Source organism: Amycolatopsis lurida, assembly GCF_900105055.1.
In the GTDB taxonomy this organism is placed as follows: domain Bacteria; phylum Actinomycetota; class Actinomycetes; order Mycobacteriales; family Pseudonocardiaceae; genus Amycolatopsis; species Amycolatopsis lurida.
In genome coordinates this window covers 873,321-887,953 of record NZ_FNTA01000004.1, presented here as the reverse complement: position 1 = coordinate 887,953, position 14,633 = coordinate 873,321, and the positions used below count along the sequence as shown (strand labels likewise).

Here is a 14,633-nt window from a genome sequence, read left to right as displayed (position 1 = left end):
TCGCTACCGGTGACCTCACCCGGTCACCGGACTGTCCAAGGAGGTCAGTCTGTGGGGTATTCACCAAACCGGCGAAGAGCGGGATGGACGGCGGCGACCCTGGTGCTCGCCGGCACCTTCGTGGCACTTCCGTCGGCCACGACGGCGGTGGCCGCGGACAACGTGGTCCGGGCCGACCGGGCCGTGCCGCGGTCCTGTTTCGCCGCGTTGCAGAAGCCGGGTACGGCAGGTACCGACCGGCGTGAGTTCACGTCCACAGTGGACGGTCTGCTCCAGGCGCGGATCGCGCCTCGTGGCGGCGCCGAAGGTGACTGGGACCTCGCGGTCTTCGACAAGGCCACCGGTGCCGTGGTCGCCGCGTCCGCCGCGTTGCGCAGCCACGAACTCGCCGAAGGCTTCGTGAAGAAGGACCAGAAGCTGATCGTGCAGACCTGCCGGTACGACGGGAAGACGCGCGACGCGCTGCTGGGCGTCGACTTCCTCGCCCTCACGCCGCAGGGGACACCGACCGCTGCCGCGCACGCGCCGCAGCGCGCCGAACTGGTCCGCGTCGAGACCCCGGGCAAGCAGGACAAGGACAAGCTGCTCCGGCTCGGCCTCGACGTCACCGAGAAGGCCGACGCCACCGGCGTCGAGGTCGTCCTCGCCAACGACGCCGACCGCAAGACGCTGGCGGACAACGGCTTCAAAGCGAGGGTGGTCGAGGCCGACCTTTCGGCGAAGTCGATCCAGAACGCCAAGACCGACCGTGAGTACGCCGCGAAGGCGCCGGGCTCCACGTTGCCGTCCGGGCGGACGAGCTACCGGCACCTCTACGACTACCAGTTCGAGGTCAAGGAACTGGCCCGCAAGAACCCCAAGCTCGTCACGGCGTTCACGTTGCCGCAGCCGACCTGGGAAGGCCGTGACGTCATCGGCCTCGAGGTCGCGAGCGACGTCCAGAACATCGCGGACGGCAAACCCGTCAACTTCACCATGGGCGTGCACCACGCCCGGGAGTGGCCGGCGGGCGAGCATGCCATGGAGTGGGCGTACGAGCTGGTCAAGGGTTACACCGGCGGCAACGCCGAGATCCGCGGCCTGGTCGGCCGGACGCGCAACATCATCGTGCCGATCGTCAACCCCGACGGCTTCGAAATCTCCCGTGAGGCCGAGCCCAGGGGTGACTTCTCGCGGTTCGACTACGAGATGAAGCGCAAGAACTGCAACGTCAACGACTCGCCCAAGGAATTCGCGACCGGCGTCTGCAAGGCCAACCCGGCCGGCCGTGAACGCGGCACCGACCCGAACCGCAACTACGCGGGCTTCTGGGGCGGCGCCGGCGCGTCGACCCTGTGGCGCAGTGACACCTTCCGCGGTTCCGGCCCGTTCTCCGAGCCCGAGACGCAGAACATCCGCTCCATCGTGTCCAACCGCCAGGTGACCAACCTGATCACGCTGCACACCTACTCCAACCTGGTGCTGCGTGTCCCGGGTGTCGCCGCCGTCCGCCCGCCGCTCGACGAGCCCGCGTACAAGGCGCTCGGCGACAAGATGGCCTCGCGCAACGGCTACACCAGCCAGCCGTCGTGGGCGCTCTACGACACGACCGGCTCGACCGAGGACTGGTCGTACTGGGCCACCGGTGGCTGGGGCTTCACCTTCGAGGTCGGCCCGAACGAGTTCCACCCGCCGTTCGCCGACGGTGTCGTCGCCGAGTACACCGGTGTCGCCCCCGCGGCGGGCGCGGGCAAGGGCGGCAACCGTGCCGCGTTCATCGACATGCTGGCCAACACCGCCGACCCGGCGGCGCACTCGACGCTGATCGGTACGGCGCCGAAGGGTTACCAGCTGAAGCTGCACAAGACCTTCCAGACGCCGACCTCGCCGGTGGTGCAGCCGGACGGCTCGACGAAGCCGCCGATCTACGTCACCGACGACCTGAACTCGTCGCTGTCCGCCACCGGCGGCCGGTTCGCGTGGTCGATCAACCCGTCGACCCGGCCCTACGTCGCGGGCCGCTACGGCCGCGAGCCGCAGGGTCCGGCGCAGCCCGCGATCCAGGCCGTCAACCCGCCCGGGGTCCCGGCGATCAACACGAACTACCCGGCGGACCCGGCTTCGGAGAGCTTCACGTTCCACGTCGACGGGCTCCCCAAGGTCGACAACGGGAAGTTCAGCGTCGACGTCAAGTGGGCCAGCCAGGACAGCGACTGGGACCTGTACGTCTTCGACTCCGCGGGCAACATGGTGTCGTCGTCGGCGAACGGTTCGACCACGGAAGAGCACGCGATCCTGTACGACCCGCCCGCCGGGGACTACACGGCCGTGCTGGTCAACTACTCGCAGGCGAATCCGTCCACTGTGGACGACTGGACCGGCGGTGTGTCGTTCCAGTCGCCGATCCCGCCGACCTACGGCCCCAAGGAGGCGTACCAGCTGACCTGTACGTCGCCGAAGGGCAAGCTCGTCGGGCTGGCGGACGTCTACATCGACCGCGGCCAGACGGTCGACGTCGGTGAGGTCTGCACCCGTTCCGCGCGAGCCAAGAAGGAGCGCTCGGGCCGGTAGCTCAAGCTGCTGAAGGGCCCTTTCCCCGCATGCGATGCGGGGAAAGGGCCCTTCGCCGCGTGAGACGAGGGGAAAGTCCCCTTCAGACGGTGCCCACCACCCGGTCCCGCACCACCCGCATCGTCGCCGCGTCCACAGTGGACGGCTCAGCCGCCAGCCAGCCGCCGATCTCGTGCAGGAACTGTTCCGGCGTCATCGGCGGCGCTGGGGAGGGATCCTCGAGATCCGTGGTGATTTCACCGGTCCGGCTCGGGTACACGATCATCGCCCCGCGCAACGCAACCCCCGGCAGGATCCGCCGGTATTCGGCGAGGCTCTCGGTCAGCCTGCTCCCGCCGCCGCGGAAGGCGCGGCCGTTGCGCAGCAGGCGGTCGTCGTCATCGGTTTCGTAGTGCCCCGGCAGCCACAGCTTCGATTCGATGAGCACGAGCCGCTTTCCGCACAGCACGGCGTGGTCGACGTCGGCGAACACCGAATCCGGCCAGGAGAGGCCGTGGAAGATCCGTGCGCCGGGCAGCCGGGTCAGGTAACGCTCGAGCAGGTCGGCGGTGAGCCGTTCGGCGAGTTCGTCGGTCTCGACGCCAGGAGTGCCGAACACGCGTTTACCGCCGAATTCGGCGGCGAACCGGTTCCTGGCCCGGGACGCCGCCAGATAGCCGCGCGCGAGCCGTTGCACGAGCAAGGCGGTCCCGGCGGTCAGGATCAGCCAGACGATCAGCGTGGGGGCCGAGAACCCGACCCCGGTCAGCACCGGCAGCAGCACCAGCACCATCCCGCCGACCGCCGCCACCACCGGGGTGTGCCCGGGGCCGCGCCGCCGCCCGTGCCGCACGCGTGCGTCCTGTGCGGCGAATTCCCACCATTCGAGGTCGTCCGGGTCGATCACGACCGGTTCGGGCTCGTAGCCCGGTTCTTCGCCGAAGCGACGCCGCGGGCGCGGCCGGATCGGGGCCCGCACCGAGCGGCCGCCCGCGTCGTAGCCGGCCCGCCGCATCGGATCGCTGAGCGTGTCGTAGGCCTCGCGGACCAGCTGGAAGGTGAGCGCGGACCCGCCGGTGTCCGGGTGATGCGACTTCGCCAGCCGCCGGTACGCGGTCTTGATCTCGTTGACCGAGGCGGCCTTGCCCACGCCGAGCACCTCGTAGTAGTCGACATCGGGCACGGGCGGTTCACCTCCAAAGGGCCGGGCCGCAACACTATTCGGCCGCCGCCGGTCGTCCGCAACCACCTCCGCGGCGCGTCGGGGTGACTCCGCGGGCATACTGTTTCGCTTGTGGCGGAACGAGGTCCGCCTCCGCCGCGTCCTGGATATCGTGGAGATCGAGAGCACGCGAGGAAGGACAGCGGTGGGAGAACCGGTCACGGGCACGGCGGCGGGGGTACCGTTCACCGTCTTGCCGCCATCGGCCGAGGTCAGCGGCCCCGCGCCGGTGGTCGTCGCCTGGCATATGATCGACGCGCCCCGCACCGACGCCGCGTTCGCGGCCGCGCTGCCGATGGCCGGGGTGCCCGCGTGGCGGGTATATCTCGGAATGCCGTTGTGCGGCGCGAGAATGGTCGACGGCAGCATGGACGCGGTGGTCGAACGGGCCGTCCGGGATTCGGTGCTCGCCTATGCCGAGCCGTTCGTCCGGCAGGCGGCGCTGGAGTTCCCCGCCGCACTGGCTGAACTGCGGGAACGCTTCGGCTTCGACACCGCGCGGATGGCCGTCGTCGGCGGTTCCCTCGGCGGTGCCGTGGCGCTGACGATCCTGGCCACCAGGGAGATCCCGGTGCGGGCCGCCGCGCTGATCAACCCCGCCGTCCGGGCGCGGTCGCTGGTCGGCGTGGTGGAAACCATGCTGGAACAGCCCTATCGGTGGACGGACGAAGGGATCCAGGCGGCGGATCACCTCGACTTCATCGCACGATCGGGTGAAATCTCGGCCAGGGAGACGCAGGTTCCGCTGCTGGTCGTCAGCGGCGAGGAGGATTTCCCCACGTTCCGCGCGGACGCCGACGAACTCGTCGACGCGTTGCGCGCCCGGTATTCCGTGGCCGAGGACGTCCGGTTGCGCAGGCTGCCCGGTCTCGCCCACCCACTCGCCGAAGACCCGGGCATCGATCCCGCGCCGCAGCTGCCGATCGCGAAGCTGGCCGACGAAGCGGTCACCGAGTGGCTGGAGCAGCATCTGCTCTGACGCGCGTCAGCAGTCCGGCGGCGGCACCGACCGGGAAGGTCCGAACTCCAGGCGCAGCTTGTCGGTCTTGGGGATCACGAACGCGACGCCGGTCGAGGCGCGCCAGTTCGCCGGCAGGAAGACGTACTGGCCACTGGACTGGAGCAGCAGCTTCAACCCGGTGTACCGGTACTTGAAGGCCGATTCCGGGTTCGCGCACTTCACCTGCGCGATACCGTTCGCGGTGAGGTTGAGGCTTTCCGCGCTGTACAGCGTCGCGGCCGGTCTGGCCGAGATCACCCTGGAGGCTTCGAAGGCACGGCTCGTGCCGACGGCTCCCGAGTAGTCGCCGACCGCCCAGAAGAGGCCGACGCTCACCAGGGCGTAGCCGGTCACCAGTTCCGCGACGCTCGACCGGGTGCTTCCAGTCCTGCGCGAGGTCCAGTGACGCCAGGAGAAAAGCGCCATCAGGATCCCGAGCGCGAAGCCGATCCCCGGAGCGCCGGGACGATCGCGAAACGGTTCCGGATCGAGTGCGATCGCGGTCGTCGCGGCCAGCAGTGCGAGGCCGAGGACGCCGGCGGCGGGTGAGCAGATCCGCAGCAGCCGCGACCAGGAAGCCTCGCCGAGGCGGATCTTCAGGAACCTGGTCAGGACGAGGAAGAGCAGCGCGGCGCCCGCGACGGCGGTCAAGGGCAGGAGTACCCCGTCGACGCCGCGCCCGAAGATCTCGTCCGGCGTCTGGCCGAGCAAGGTGTAGTGCACGCGGAAGTAGCCGAAGTACGTCTGCGTGTTGACGAGCCCGAAGTAGTAGAGCAGCGCGGTGAGCAGGGTCGTGTTGGCCAGGACCGTGCCGACCAGTCTGAGTGCGTGTGCCTGGCCCGCCGCAGGCTCTGGCTGCGGAGGCTTGGGGGCGCGGAGACCTCGTCGTAGCGGACGCCGGGTGCTCATCCGCTCGTGGTTCTGCTCGGCTGCTCGCTTTCCGACTTCGGCGGCGCCGAACTTTCCTCCGTGGTCTCGGTCGCGCATGCCTTGGCCCGGATCGTGATCGTCTTGCCGGGCTGGACCGGATTCGGCCCGATGGCGCGGATGCAGTCCCCTTCGCCCGCGATCACGACCGAAACCCCGCACCGCCGGGAACTCTTGCAGAGTCGCTCCAGGTCCTGCTCGATCGCGCTCTTGGCCGTGTCGGGATCGGCGCCGAGCAGGTCGCTGTTGTACCTGATCGGGCTCCCTGGGACGACGGGCGGACGGGAGTCTTCGGTGTCCGGACCGCCCGTCGGGCCGGTGTCGGAGGACGCCGTCGGGGCCGTCTCCGTCGTCAGGTCGCCCGGTGCCGTGTCGCGGGGTGTGGACGCGCCGCCGCAGGCCGTCGCGACCCCGAGTGCGGCGATCGCCATCGCCGTGCCGAACAGCCGTTTCATGGACCTCACCGTCCCTGGGGGAAGACGTCCTTCTGGATAAGGACGCGGAACGACGGCCCCCTGATACGTCCCGGCTTGGTCCGTTCGGGCGTATTCCCGGGGAATCCGCCCTTTCGGGCAATTCCGGGTGGACCGGAGGACGACAACTTTGCGGACCGGCCTTCCGACACGCCCGAAATTATGTTAAGAAACTTTACTAACTAACAGGGAGGCGCGTTTTGAGTTCATCCCCGCGGCCGGGGCTCGAGCGGAAGATCGGGCCGCTCCAGGCGACCGCCATCAACATGACCCAGATGTGCGGCATCGGCCCGTTCGTCACCATCCCCGCGATGGTGGTGACGCTCGGCGGCCCGCAGGCCATGTTCGGCTGGCTCATCGGCGCGGTCATCGCGCTGGCCGACGGCCTGATCTGGGCGGAGCTCGGCGCCGCCCTCCCGGGCGCCGGCGGCACCTACGTCTATCTGCGCGAGGCGTTCGGCTCCCGTACCGGCAGGCTCATGCCGTTCCTGTTCGCCTGGAGCGCGGTGCTGTTCATCCCGCTGATCATGTCCACCGGCATCATCGGCCTGGTCCAGTACCTCGGGTACCTGGTCCCCGGGGTCGCCGACGACGGCGGGACGACGGCGCTGGGCAAGATCATCGGCCTCGGCGTGATCGTGCTGATCGTGCTGGCGTTGTTCCGCAAGATCGGCGAGATCGGGAAGCTGACCACCGTCCTGTTCGGGGTCATGCTGTTCGCCGCGCTCTCGGTGATCGTCGCGGCCTTCACCCATTTCGACGGCGCGCAAGCGTTCGCCTTCACGCCGGGCGCGTTCTCGTTCGACGGCGGCGCGTTCTGGGCCGGGCTCGGCGCCGGCCTGATCATCGCCATCTACGACTACCTCGGCTACAACACCAGCGCCTACCTCGGCGGCGAGGTGCGTGACCCCGGCCGGACGCTGCCGCGGTCGATCATCCTCTCGATCCTCGGCATCATGAGCCTGTACTTCCTGCTGCAGCTCGGGGTGCTCGGCTCGATCCCGCTGGAGGAACTCAAGAACGCCACCTCGGTCGCCTCCACCGTGCTGGAACAGGCGTGGGGCACGGGCGCGGCCAAGGTCATCACCGTGTTCATCGTGATCGCCGCGATCGGTTCGGTGTTCGCCGGTCTGCTCGGCGGTTCGCGGGTCCCGTTCGAAGCCGCGCGCGACAAGGTATTCCTGCCGGTGTTCGCCAGGCTGCACCCGAAACTGAACCTGCCGACCGCCGGTGTGCTGGCGATGGGCGTCATCGCCGCGATCGGCTCGCTCTTCACGCTGACGGCGGTGATCAACGCGGCGGTGACGGTGCTGGTCCTCATCCAGTCGCTCGCGCAGGTCGCGGCGATCGTGGTGCTGCGGCGGCGACGTCCGGAGCTGCATCGGCCGTATCGTCAATGGCTCTACCCGATCCCGACGGTCATCGCGCTGCTCGGCTGGGTCTACATCTACTTCTCCGCGACCTGGCTCTCCATCGGGCTTTCGGTGGGGTGGATCGCGCTCGGTGTCGGGGCGTTCCTCGCCTATGCCAAGACCGAGCACGTGTGGCCGTTCGGGCCCAAGGGAATTCAGGAATCGTTCGCGGGGGCGGCAGAGGGGAACGTCAAGTGACGGGGGAAGAACTGATCCTGGGGATCGACTTCGGCGGCACGAAGGTCGCGATCGGGCTGGCCGACCGGGCCGGGAGCCTGCTGGTCACCCGGCGGCTGGACACGGACGCGCAAGCGGGCGCCGGACAGGTGGTGAGCCGCGCGCTCGCCGCGGCGCGGAAACTGCTCGCCGACGAAGGCGCCGCGGACCGGCTCGCCGCGATCGGCGTGGTCAGCCCGGGCATCGTGCTGGAGGACCGCATCCTGCTCGCGCCCAACGTGCCGGGCTGGGAGGAACTGCGGCTGCGCGACCTCGTCGCCGCCGAGTTCGAGGGCGTGCCGATCGAGGTGGGCACCGACGCCAAGGCGGCGGCGCTCGCGGAATGGCGGTGGGGGGCGCTGGCGGACACCGATCCGGCGGTGTTCCTCTCACTGGGGACCGGGATCGCCGCGGCGGTCCTGGTCGGCGGCCGGCTGCTGGCCGGCGCCAACGGAGCTGCGGGAGAGATCGGGTACAACCTTCTCTCGCCGCAGGACACCGACGGGTTCGCCAGTGGAGCGGCGCCACTGGAGGAAGCCGTCGGTGGGCGTGGGCTGGGCGGCCGGGCGAGTGAGCTGCTCGGCCGCCCGGTGACCGCGGGTGAGCTGTTCGGCCTCGCCAGGGAGAACGCGCAGGCCAAGGAACTGGTCGGCGCGGCGCTCGACGAACTGTCGATGCACGTCGCGAACCTCGCCATCGCGCTCGACCCGCAACGCATCGCCGTCGGCGGGGGACTGGTGCGCTCGGCCGACATCCTGCTGCCCGCGCTGCGCGAGCGGCTCGCGCAAGCCGTGCCGTTCCCGCCGGAACTGGTCTCGGCGAAATTCGACCAGGACGCGTCCCTGCTGGGCGCGATCGCGATCGCGCTGGACGCCTAGCGAGATCACCGACCGAAGCCGCCGGGCGCCCGCTAGATCCGATCTAGCGAAAGTCCGGCGGCTTTCTCGCGCCCAAGGGGTGAAGCGAGAGGAGGTCGGTCATGGACACCAGTCCACTGCGGGTCGCGGTGATCATCGGAAGCACCCGGGAGGGGCGGGTGGGGGACACCGTCGGCAAGTGGTTCACCGGCCGTGCGGAAAACCGGGAAGACCTCGTCACCGAAGTGCTCGACCTGGTCGACTTCGCTCTGCCCGCGGGGCTGCCGGAGCATCCGACGCCGGACATGAAGCGGTTCGCGAGGCTGGTCGACGAGGCCGAGGCGTTCGTCGTCGTCACCCCCGAGTACAACCGCAGTTTCCCGGCGTCGCTCAAGCAGGCGATCGACTGCGCCTACGACGAGTGGCGTGCGAAGCCGGTCGGTTTCGTCTCCTACGGCTACCGCTCACAGGGGCTCTACGCCGTGGAGCAGTTGCGCACGATCTTCACCGAACTGCACACGGTGACCATGCGCGACACCGTGGCCTTCAACCTCCTCGACGGCACCTTCGCCCGCGACGGCACCCCCTTCGACAGCGACGGGCAGGGACAGGCCGTGACCACCCTGCTCGACGAGCTCGCCTGGTGGGGCCTCGCGCTGCGCGAAGCACGCGCCGCTCGCCCCTACGTCTGCTGAATGCTCTGAAAGGAAACGAAAATGAGTGAACTGGCCATCGAAGCCTCGGGGCTGGTCAAGGTGTTCGGGGAGAACCGGGCGGTCGACGGGATCGACCTGAAGGTCCCCGCCGGCACCGTGTACGGCGTCCTCGGGCCGAACGGCGCCGGCAAGACCACCGCGGTGAAGATGCTCGCGACCCTGCTCCGCCCCAGCGGCGGAGAAGCGCGCATCTTCGGCAAGGACGTCGTCCGCGAGGCCGACGCGGTCCGGTCCATGGTGAGCCTGACCGGGCAGTACGCCTCGGTCGACGAAGACCTGACCGGCACCGAGAACCTGGTGCTGATCGGCAGGCTGACCGGGCATCGCAAACCGGCCGCCCGTGCCCGGGCGGAGGAACTGCTGGCGGCGTTCGGCCTGACCGAGGCCGCGGGCAGGCAGGTGAAGAACTATTCCGGCGGGATGCGGCGGCGGATCGACATCGCCGCGAGCATCCTCAACACCCCGGACGTGCTCTTCCTCGACGAGCCGACGACCGGGCTCGATCCCCGCAGCCGCAACCAGGTCTGGGACATCGTGCGCGCGATCGTCAAGCACGGCACCACTGTCCTGCTCACCACGCAGTACCTCGACGAGGCCGACCAGCTGGCTTCACGGATCGCGGTCATCGACCACGGCAAGGTGATCGCCGAAGGCACCAAGGGGCAGCTGAAGGCGTCGGTCGGGGCCGGCGCGGTCCACGTCCGGCTGCGCGAGGCCGACCAGCGTGCCGATGCCGAAGCGCTGCTCGTCCGCACCCTGGAGGCACAGGTGCTGCTGGAGCCGGACCCCGTCGCGCTCACCGCGCGGCTCTCGGGGGAAAGCACCGAGCAGGGCGCCGCCGAGCATGCCGCACGCGCGCTGAGCGAACTCGCGCGCGCCGGAATCGTCGTCGACACCTTCTCCCTCGGCCAGCCGAGCCTCGACGAGGTCTTCCTGGCCCTGACCGACCGCACCGCCACGCCTGAGGAGAGCGCGGCCTGACCGCGGAGTCAAGTCCGCCACCAGTACGTCCGGCGACCGAAAGGCGCGCGCCTGCCCTGCCCCGCTATCGGGGCGGCAGGGCGCCCGGTCTCCCGGCCAGAAGAGTCGATTCATACGTGCGCCCTGGCGACTCGATCGCGGACGCGCGCGGTACAGAGGAGGGATCAGCTTGAGCACCACGGCAGTCAAAGACAACGAACCCGTTCTCGCGGCACCGAAGGCGGAGGATCTCGCCGCCGTCCTGATCGCGAAGAACCGTCCTCAGCGCCCCAGCGCGCTTTCGACTTCGGTCACCTTCGGGTGGCGCGCGATGCTGAAGATCAAGCACGTGCCCGAGCAGCTGTTCGACGTCACGGCGTTCCCGATCATGATGACGCTGATGTTCACCTACCTGTTCGGCGGCGCGCTGTCCGGTTCGCCGACGCAGTACCTGCAGTTCCTGCTGCCGGGCATCATGGCGAGCAGCATCCTGATGATCACCATGTACACCGGGATCTCGGTGAACACCGACATCGAGAAGGGTGTGTTCGACCGGTTCCGCACGCTGCCGATCTGGCGGCCGTCGGCGATGGTCGGCTATCTGCTCGGTGACATGCTGCGGTATCTCATCGCGTCGCTGGTGATCCTCGGCGTCGGCTTGATCATGGGCTTCCGCCCCGGCGGCGGATTCGGTGGCGTGGCCGCCGCGATCCTCCTGCTGCTGGCGTTCTCGTTCGCGTTCTCGTGGATCTGGACGATGTTCGGCCTGCTGCTGCGCAGCGAGAAGTCGGTGATGGGGGTCAGCATGATGGTGCTGTTCCCGCTGACCTTCCTCAGCAACATCTACGTCAGTCCGGAGACGATGCCGGGCTGGCTGCAGGCCTTCGTCGAAGTCAACCCGGTGACCCACGTGGTCGCGGCGGTCCGCTCGATGATGGACGGCAACTGGGACGGCGGCGAGATCACCTGGGTGCTGATCGCCGGCGCGGTCATCCTCGCGGTCTTCGGCACCTTGACGATGCGGCTCTACAACCGCAAGTGAGCCCCACCCTCGTGAGTGGCTAGGACGGTTCTAACCGTCCTAGCCACTCACGAGTCGGAAAGACTCACAGCCGCCAGGGGACCTTGTCTTCGGGCGTGTAGCGGCATGAGGAACCGGTGGTGACGGCCGCGCGCAGGTGCGCGGCCAGCGCCGGATGCTGCTCGTCGAGTTTGCGCAGGGTGTCCCGGATCCGCGCGGTCACCGTCTTGCGGGCGCGTTCCGCCTCGTCACCGAGCCGCCGGGTGCGGCCGCCGAGCCCGGCCGCGGACCGCAGTTCGGCGAGCAGCGCGTCCCGTTCTCGGTCCAGCGCCGCGGCGCGCGTGTCCTGGCCCATCCCGGTCGCGGCGTCGATCAGTTCGTCCAGTTCGTCGAGCCGCGCGCGGTACCGGGCCTTCGCCTCGTCGTCGAGGACGGCATCGCCGCCGAGGCTCTTCGCGGCGACGACCACCTCGCCGCCTTCGGGATCGAGCAGCCGGACGGCCGCGACCTCCGAACCCGGCCTGCCGAGCAGGAAATGCAGATCCCGCAAGCCTTTCGAGTCCGGGAGGTGGGCGGTGACGCCGTCGAAGTGCAAGGTCCACACGGCATCGTCGCGACGGAACTCCGCCCTCGGCGCCGCCTGGGCCCGCGTCCCCTCCCGCACTTTCGTCATCCTGGCCACGACCGGCCGCATGCCGAGCGCGGTGGCTTCTTCGGTCACCTCGGACAGGAGGGCCGCCGCGGCCGCCGCGTCGCCTTCGAGGTTCCGGCCGAGCAGCGCCTTCACCAGCCAGGATTTGGCCTCGGTCGCCCAGACCGTGGCCCGGAGCCGATCCGCGGAGAGCATGGCGCCGCGCAGCCGGTCCACCGCGTCGTTCCAGCGTTCCTGCGCCAGGTCGAGCCTGCCGAGCCAGAGGTCGACCGGGCCGGAGATCTCGCAGCCGTACAGGGAAACCAGCCACTCCCCACTGTAGGGCGCGAGCGGCGCGCGGGCCGCTTCACAGCGTTCGGGATCGCGTGAGACGGCCGCCGTCTGCGCCTGGCAGCGCAACCACAACGCTTCCAGATCGCGAGGATACGGCTTCACATCCGCCGCGAGAGCGGTGAGCCGGACGGCCTCCCCGACGTCTTCACGCTGGGCCGCGGTGATCGCCTCCAGCATCCGGCCGTAGACGTATCCGCTGCGCGAGATCTCGCGGTGCAGCCCGGCGAGATCGTCGAACCGCCCCTCCAGGCACCACCGGATCCACCGCTGCAGCTGGTGCAGGTCGGCGAAATGGGGATGCTCATCGCCGGCGTGGCACGAGATCACCTGATGGATATACGCCTCGGCTTCGCCGAACCGGCCCTGCAGGGTGGCGATGATGCTCTGGTCGATCCGGGACGCCAGCTGCGAACTCGGCGCCCTGCCGGTGGCCGCCAGTGCGAGGAATTCCTGGTACTGCTCGAAATACCGGGGATCGCCCTGTTCGAGCTGCGCCACCCACTTGAAGGACGCCGCGTAGTGCTCCAATTCCGGGTTCGCCGTGCGGCGGCCGACGGCGACCAGTTCGTCGGTGAGCCGTTCCCGTTCCGCGGCGCTGCCCGGCCCCCAGATCGAGTCGTGCCGGGCCCACAAACCGAACAGCAGCGCGGAATCGTCGTGGTCGTCGCGGGCGGTCATCATGATGCGCGCGGAAAGTTCCTGGGTCATCTCCTCGACGGTGAGCTCCTGCCCTGGCTCGCGTCCGCAAAGCCGCGCGTGCGCTTCGGTGAGCACTTTGACCGTCTCGTCGACCCGGACGCTCTTGTGATCGGCGCGGACGAGGGTCAGCGCCAGGCGGGCGAGCAGATCGTCGTCGTCGAGTTCACGGATGAGCACGGTGACCTCGTCGAGGACCTGTCTGCCCTCGTCCGATTCGTGATGGCGGGTCAGGTGGGCGCCCAGTTCGAGGGCGATGACCGCCTGCCGCCGCCGGTCCTCGGCGATCTCCAGCGCCCGCCGGTAGTGCGTGGTCGTCTCCTCGATCGCCATCCGGCCGGTGGCGTCGATCGCGGCGGCCAGCAACAGGTCGATGGCTTCGTCCGGATCGACTTCCCGCCCGGCGAGCAGCGCGTGGCGGGCCAGGTCCGCGGGGAAGAGGCTGTCCCGGGACGTCGGCGTCTCGCGGACGGCCGCGACGACGGCGGTGTGCTGTTTCCGGCGGTCCGACTCGGAGATGCTCGCGTACAGCGTTTCGCGGACGAGGTCGTGGGCGAAGGCGAAGCGCCCTTGTCCTTGCACCACCACGAGTCGTGCCGTGACGGCCTGGTCGAGCAGCCGGTCCACTTGGGGGACGGGCGCCGACGCCACGCCCGCGAGCAGCCGGCGGTGGAACTCCCTGCCGAGTACCGACGCGGTGGTCAGCAGATCGAGGACCGGCTGGGGGAGCAGGGAAAGCCGTCGCTGCAGGGCGTCGGCCACGCCGGGTGCGATGGTCTCGGCGGAACCGCCGCTGTGCCAGAGCCGCGCCGTCTGTTCGACGAAGAACGGATTGCCGCCGGTGCGGCGGTGGACCTCGGCGACCAGCTCGTCGTCGGGCGCCGCGCCCGCCGTCCTGGTCATGAGCGCGCCGACCTCGTCCGGTTCGAGGCCGGTGAGAGTGACCGAAGTGGCCTTCGCGAGCAGCGGCATCATGAGCGAGCGAAGCGGGTGATCGGTGGCCTCGACCTCGACGTCCCGGTACGTGCCGATCAGCAGCAGCCGTTCGAACCAGGTGTGCTGCGCGGCGAACTCGAGCAACCGCAGCGACGCGGCGTCGGCCCAGTGCAGGTCGTCGAGCACCACCACGACCGGCTGGTCCTGGGAGGCGGCCACCAGCACGCTCGTCACCGCGTCGTACAGCCGGAACCCGTCGGCCGCGCCGTCGCCGCGCGCCTCGCCGAGCAGGACGTCCAATTCGCTGTCGGCCATCGCGGCCCAGCGGCCCTGCCCGACCGCGCGCCGCAACCCGCGGACCACCTGTGTCCACGGCCAATAGCCCGGCGCGCTCGCCGAGTCCCAGCAGGACCCGTTGAGCACCAGGGCACCGAGGCGCTTCGCCTCTTCGGCGGCGCCGGTGACGAGCGTGGTCTTGCCGATCCCGGCCTCGCCGGTGACCAGCACCAGCCCGCCGTGGCTTTCGGCGGCACGGGAGATCTCCGCGCGGAGCACCCCCGCGGGATGGTCGCGTCCGATGAGCGCGGCTGACATGCCCGAATCCTCCCAGTAGGGTCCGACACTCTCACGACGCGCGTCCGATGTCAGGCGTTACCCGCGGTTCGTCGTGACCGACGGTGACC

The 14,633-nt window shown here is 69.6% G+C and carries 11 protein-coding genes; 7 read left to right on the top strand and 4 right to left on the bottom strand.

The features are described 5' to 3' along the window. Positions 1-51: 51 nt before the first annotated feature. The gene (locus BLW75_RS09260; protein WP_241784068.1) at positions 52-2,550 is read left to right on the top strand and encodes a M14 family zinc carboxypeptidase; all 2,499 of its coding nucleotides are present in this window, start codon (positions 52-54) and stop codon (positions 2,548-2,550) included. Between the two features lie 82 nt (positions 2,551-2,632). Here BLW75_RS09260 and BLW75_RS09255 read toward each other — a convergent pair whose 3' ends face one another. Beyond that, the gene (locus tag BLW75_RS09255) at positions 2,633-3,712 is read right to left on the bottom strand and encodes a J domain-containing protein (RefSeq protein ID WP_034322807.1); all 1,080 of its coding nucleotides are present in this window, start codon (positions 3,710-3,712) and stop codon (positions 2,633-2,635) included. Positions 3,713-3,896: 184 nt separating this feature from the next. On the opposite strand from BLW75_RS09255, the gene BLW75_RS09250 reads away from it, so the two are divergent. After that, the gene (locus BLW75_RS09250) at positions 3,897-4,730 is read left to right on the top strand and encodes an alpha/beta hydrolase family protein (protein ID WP_241784071.1); all 834 of its coding nucleotides are present in this window, start codon (positions 3,897-3,899) and stop codon (positions 4,728-4,730) included. 6 nt (positions 4,731-4,736) lie between these two features. On the opposite strand, the gene BLW75_RS09245 is transcribed toward BLW75_RS09250, so the two are convergent. Next, positions 4,737-5,660: a hypothetical protein gene (locus BLW75_RS09245; protein WP_034322813.1), complete on the bottom strand. Its 924-nt coding sequence runs from the start codon at positions 5,658-5,660 to the stop codon at positions 4,737-4,739. After that, positions 5,657-6,133, bottom strand: a complete 477-nt coding sequence (locus BLW75_RS09240) for a hypothetical protein (RefSeq protein ID WP_034322818.1) — start codon at positions 6,131-6,133, stop codon at positions 5,657-5,659. Before BLW75_RS09240 ends, BLW75_RS09245 begins: the two co-directional genes overlap by 4 nt. A gap of 218 nt (positions 6,134-6,351) precedes the next feature. On the opposite strand from BLW75_RS09240, the gene BLW75_RS09235 reads away from it, so the two are divergent. From BLW75_RS09235 to BLW75_RS09215, 5 genes are all read left to right on the top strand, one after another. Next, positions 6,352-7,761, top strand: coding sequence for an APC family permease (locus BLW75_RS09235; protein WP_034322821.1), 1,410 nt, complete (start codon positions 6,352-6,354; stop codon positions 7,759-7,761). After that, the gene (locus tag BLW75_RS09230; RefSeq protein WP_034322825.1) at positions 7,758-8,657 is read left to right on the top strand and encodes an ROK family protein; all 900 of its coding nucleotides are present in this window, start codon (positions 7,758-7,760) and stop codon (positions 8,655-8,657) included. The genes BLW75_RS09235 and BLW75_RS09230 overlap by 4 nt, the downstream gene beginning before the upstream one ends. 101 nt (positions 8,658-8,758) lie before the next feature. Further along, a complete protein-coding gene (locus BLW75_RS09225; RefSeq protein ID WP_034322828.1) occupies positions 8,759-9,331 on the top strand; it encodes an NADPH-dependent FMN reductase in 573 nt (190 codons plus the stop codon). 21 nt (positions 9,332-9,352) lie between these two features. Further along, positions 9,353-10,333: an ATP-binding cassette domain-containing protein gene (locus BLW75_RS09220; protein WP_034322833.1), complete on the top strand. Its 981-nt coding sequence runs from the start codon at positions 9,353-9,355 to the stop codon at positions 10,331-10,333. Positions 10,334-10,502: 169 nt separating this feature from the next. Beyond that, positions 10,503-11,354 carry an ABC transporter permease gene (locus BLW75_RS09215; RefSeq protein WP_091597219.1) on the top strand — a complete coding sequence of 284 codons (852 nt, stop codon included), beginning with the start codon at positions 10,503-10,505 and terminating at the stop codon, positions 11,352-11,354. Between the two features lie 64 nt (positions 11,355-11,418). Here the strand turns inward: BLW75_RS09215 and BLW75_RS09210 are convergent, their stop codons facing one another. Then, on the bottom strand, positions 11,419-14,544 hold the full coding sequence (locus tag BLW75_RS09210; protein WP_091597215.1) for an ATP-binding protein: 3,126 nt from the start codon (positions 14,542-14,544) through the stop codon (positions 11,419-11,421). Between the last annotated feature and the right edge of the window lie 89 nt (positions 14,545-14,633).

What these genes read in the sequence shown, in the direction of transcription:
- BLW75_RS09245 (WP_034322813.1), bottom strand. Translation starts at nt 5,660, where the DNA reads ATGAGCACCCGGCGTCCGCTACGACGAGGTCTCCGCGCCCCCAAGCCT.
- BLW75_RS09240 (WP_034322818.1), bottom strand. Translation starts at nt 6,133, where the DNA reads ATGAAACGGCTGTTCGGCACGGCGATGGCGATCGCCGCACTCGGGGTC.
- BLW75_RS09225 (WP_034322828.1), top strand. Translation starts at nt 8,759, where the DNA reads ATGGACACCAGTCCACTGCGGGTCGCGGTGATCATCGGAAGCACCCGG.
- BLW75_RS09220 (WP_034322833.1), top strand. Translation starts at nt 9,353, where the DNA reads ATGAGTGAACTGGCCATCGAAGCCTCGGGGCTGGTCAAGGTGTTCGGG.
- BLW75_RS09210 (WP_091597215.1), bottom strand. Translation starts at nt 14,544, where the DNA reads ATGTCAGCCGCGCTCATCGGACGCGACCATCCCGCGGGGGTGCTCCGC.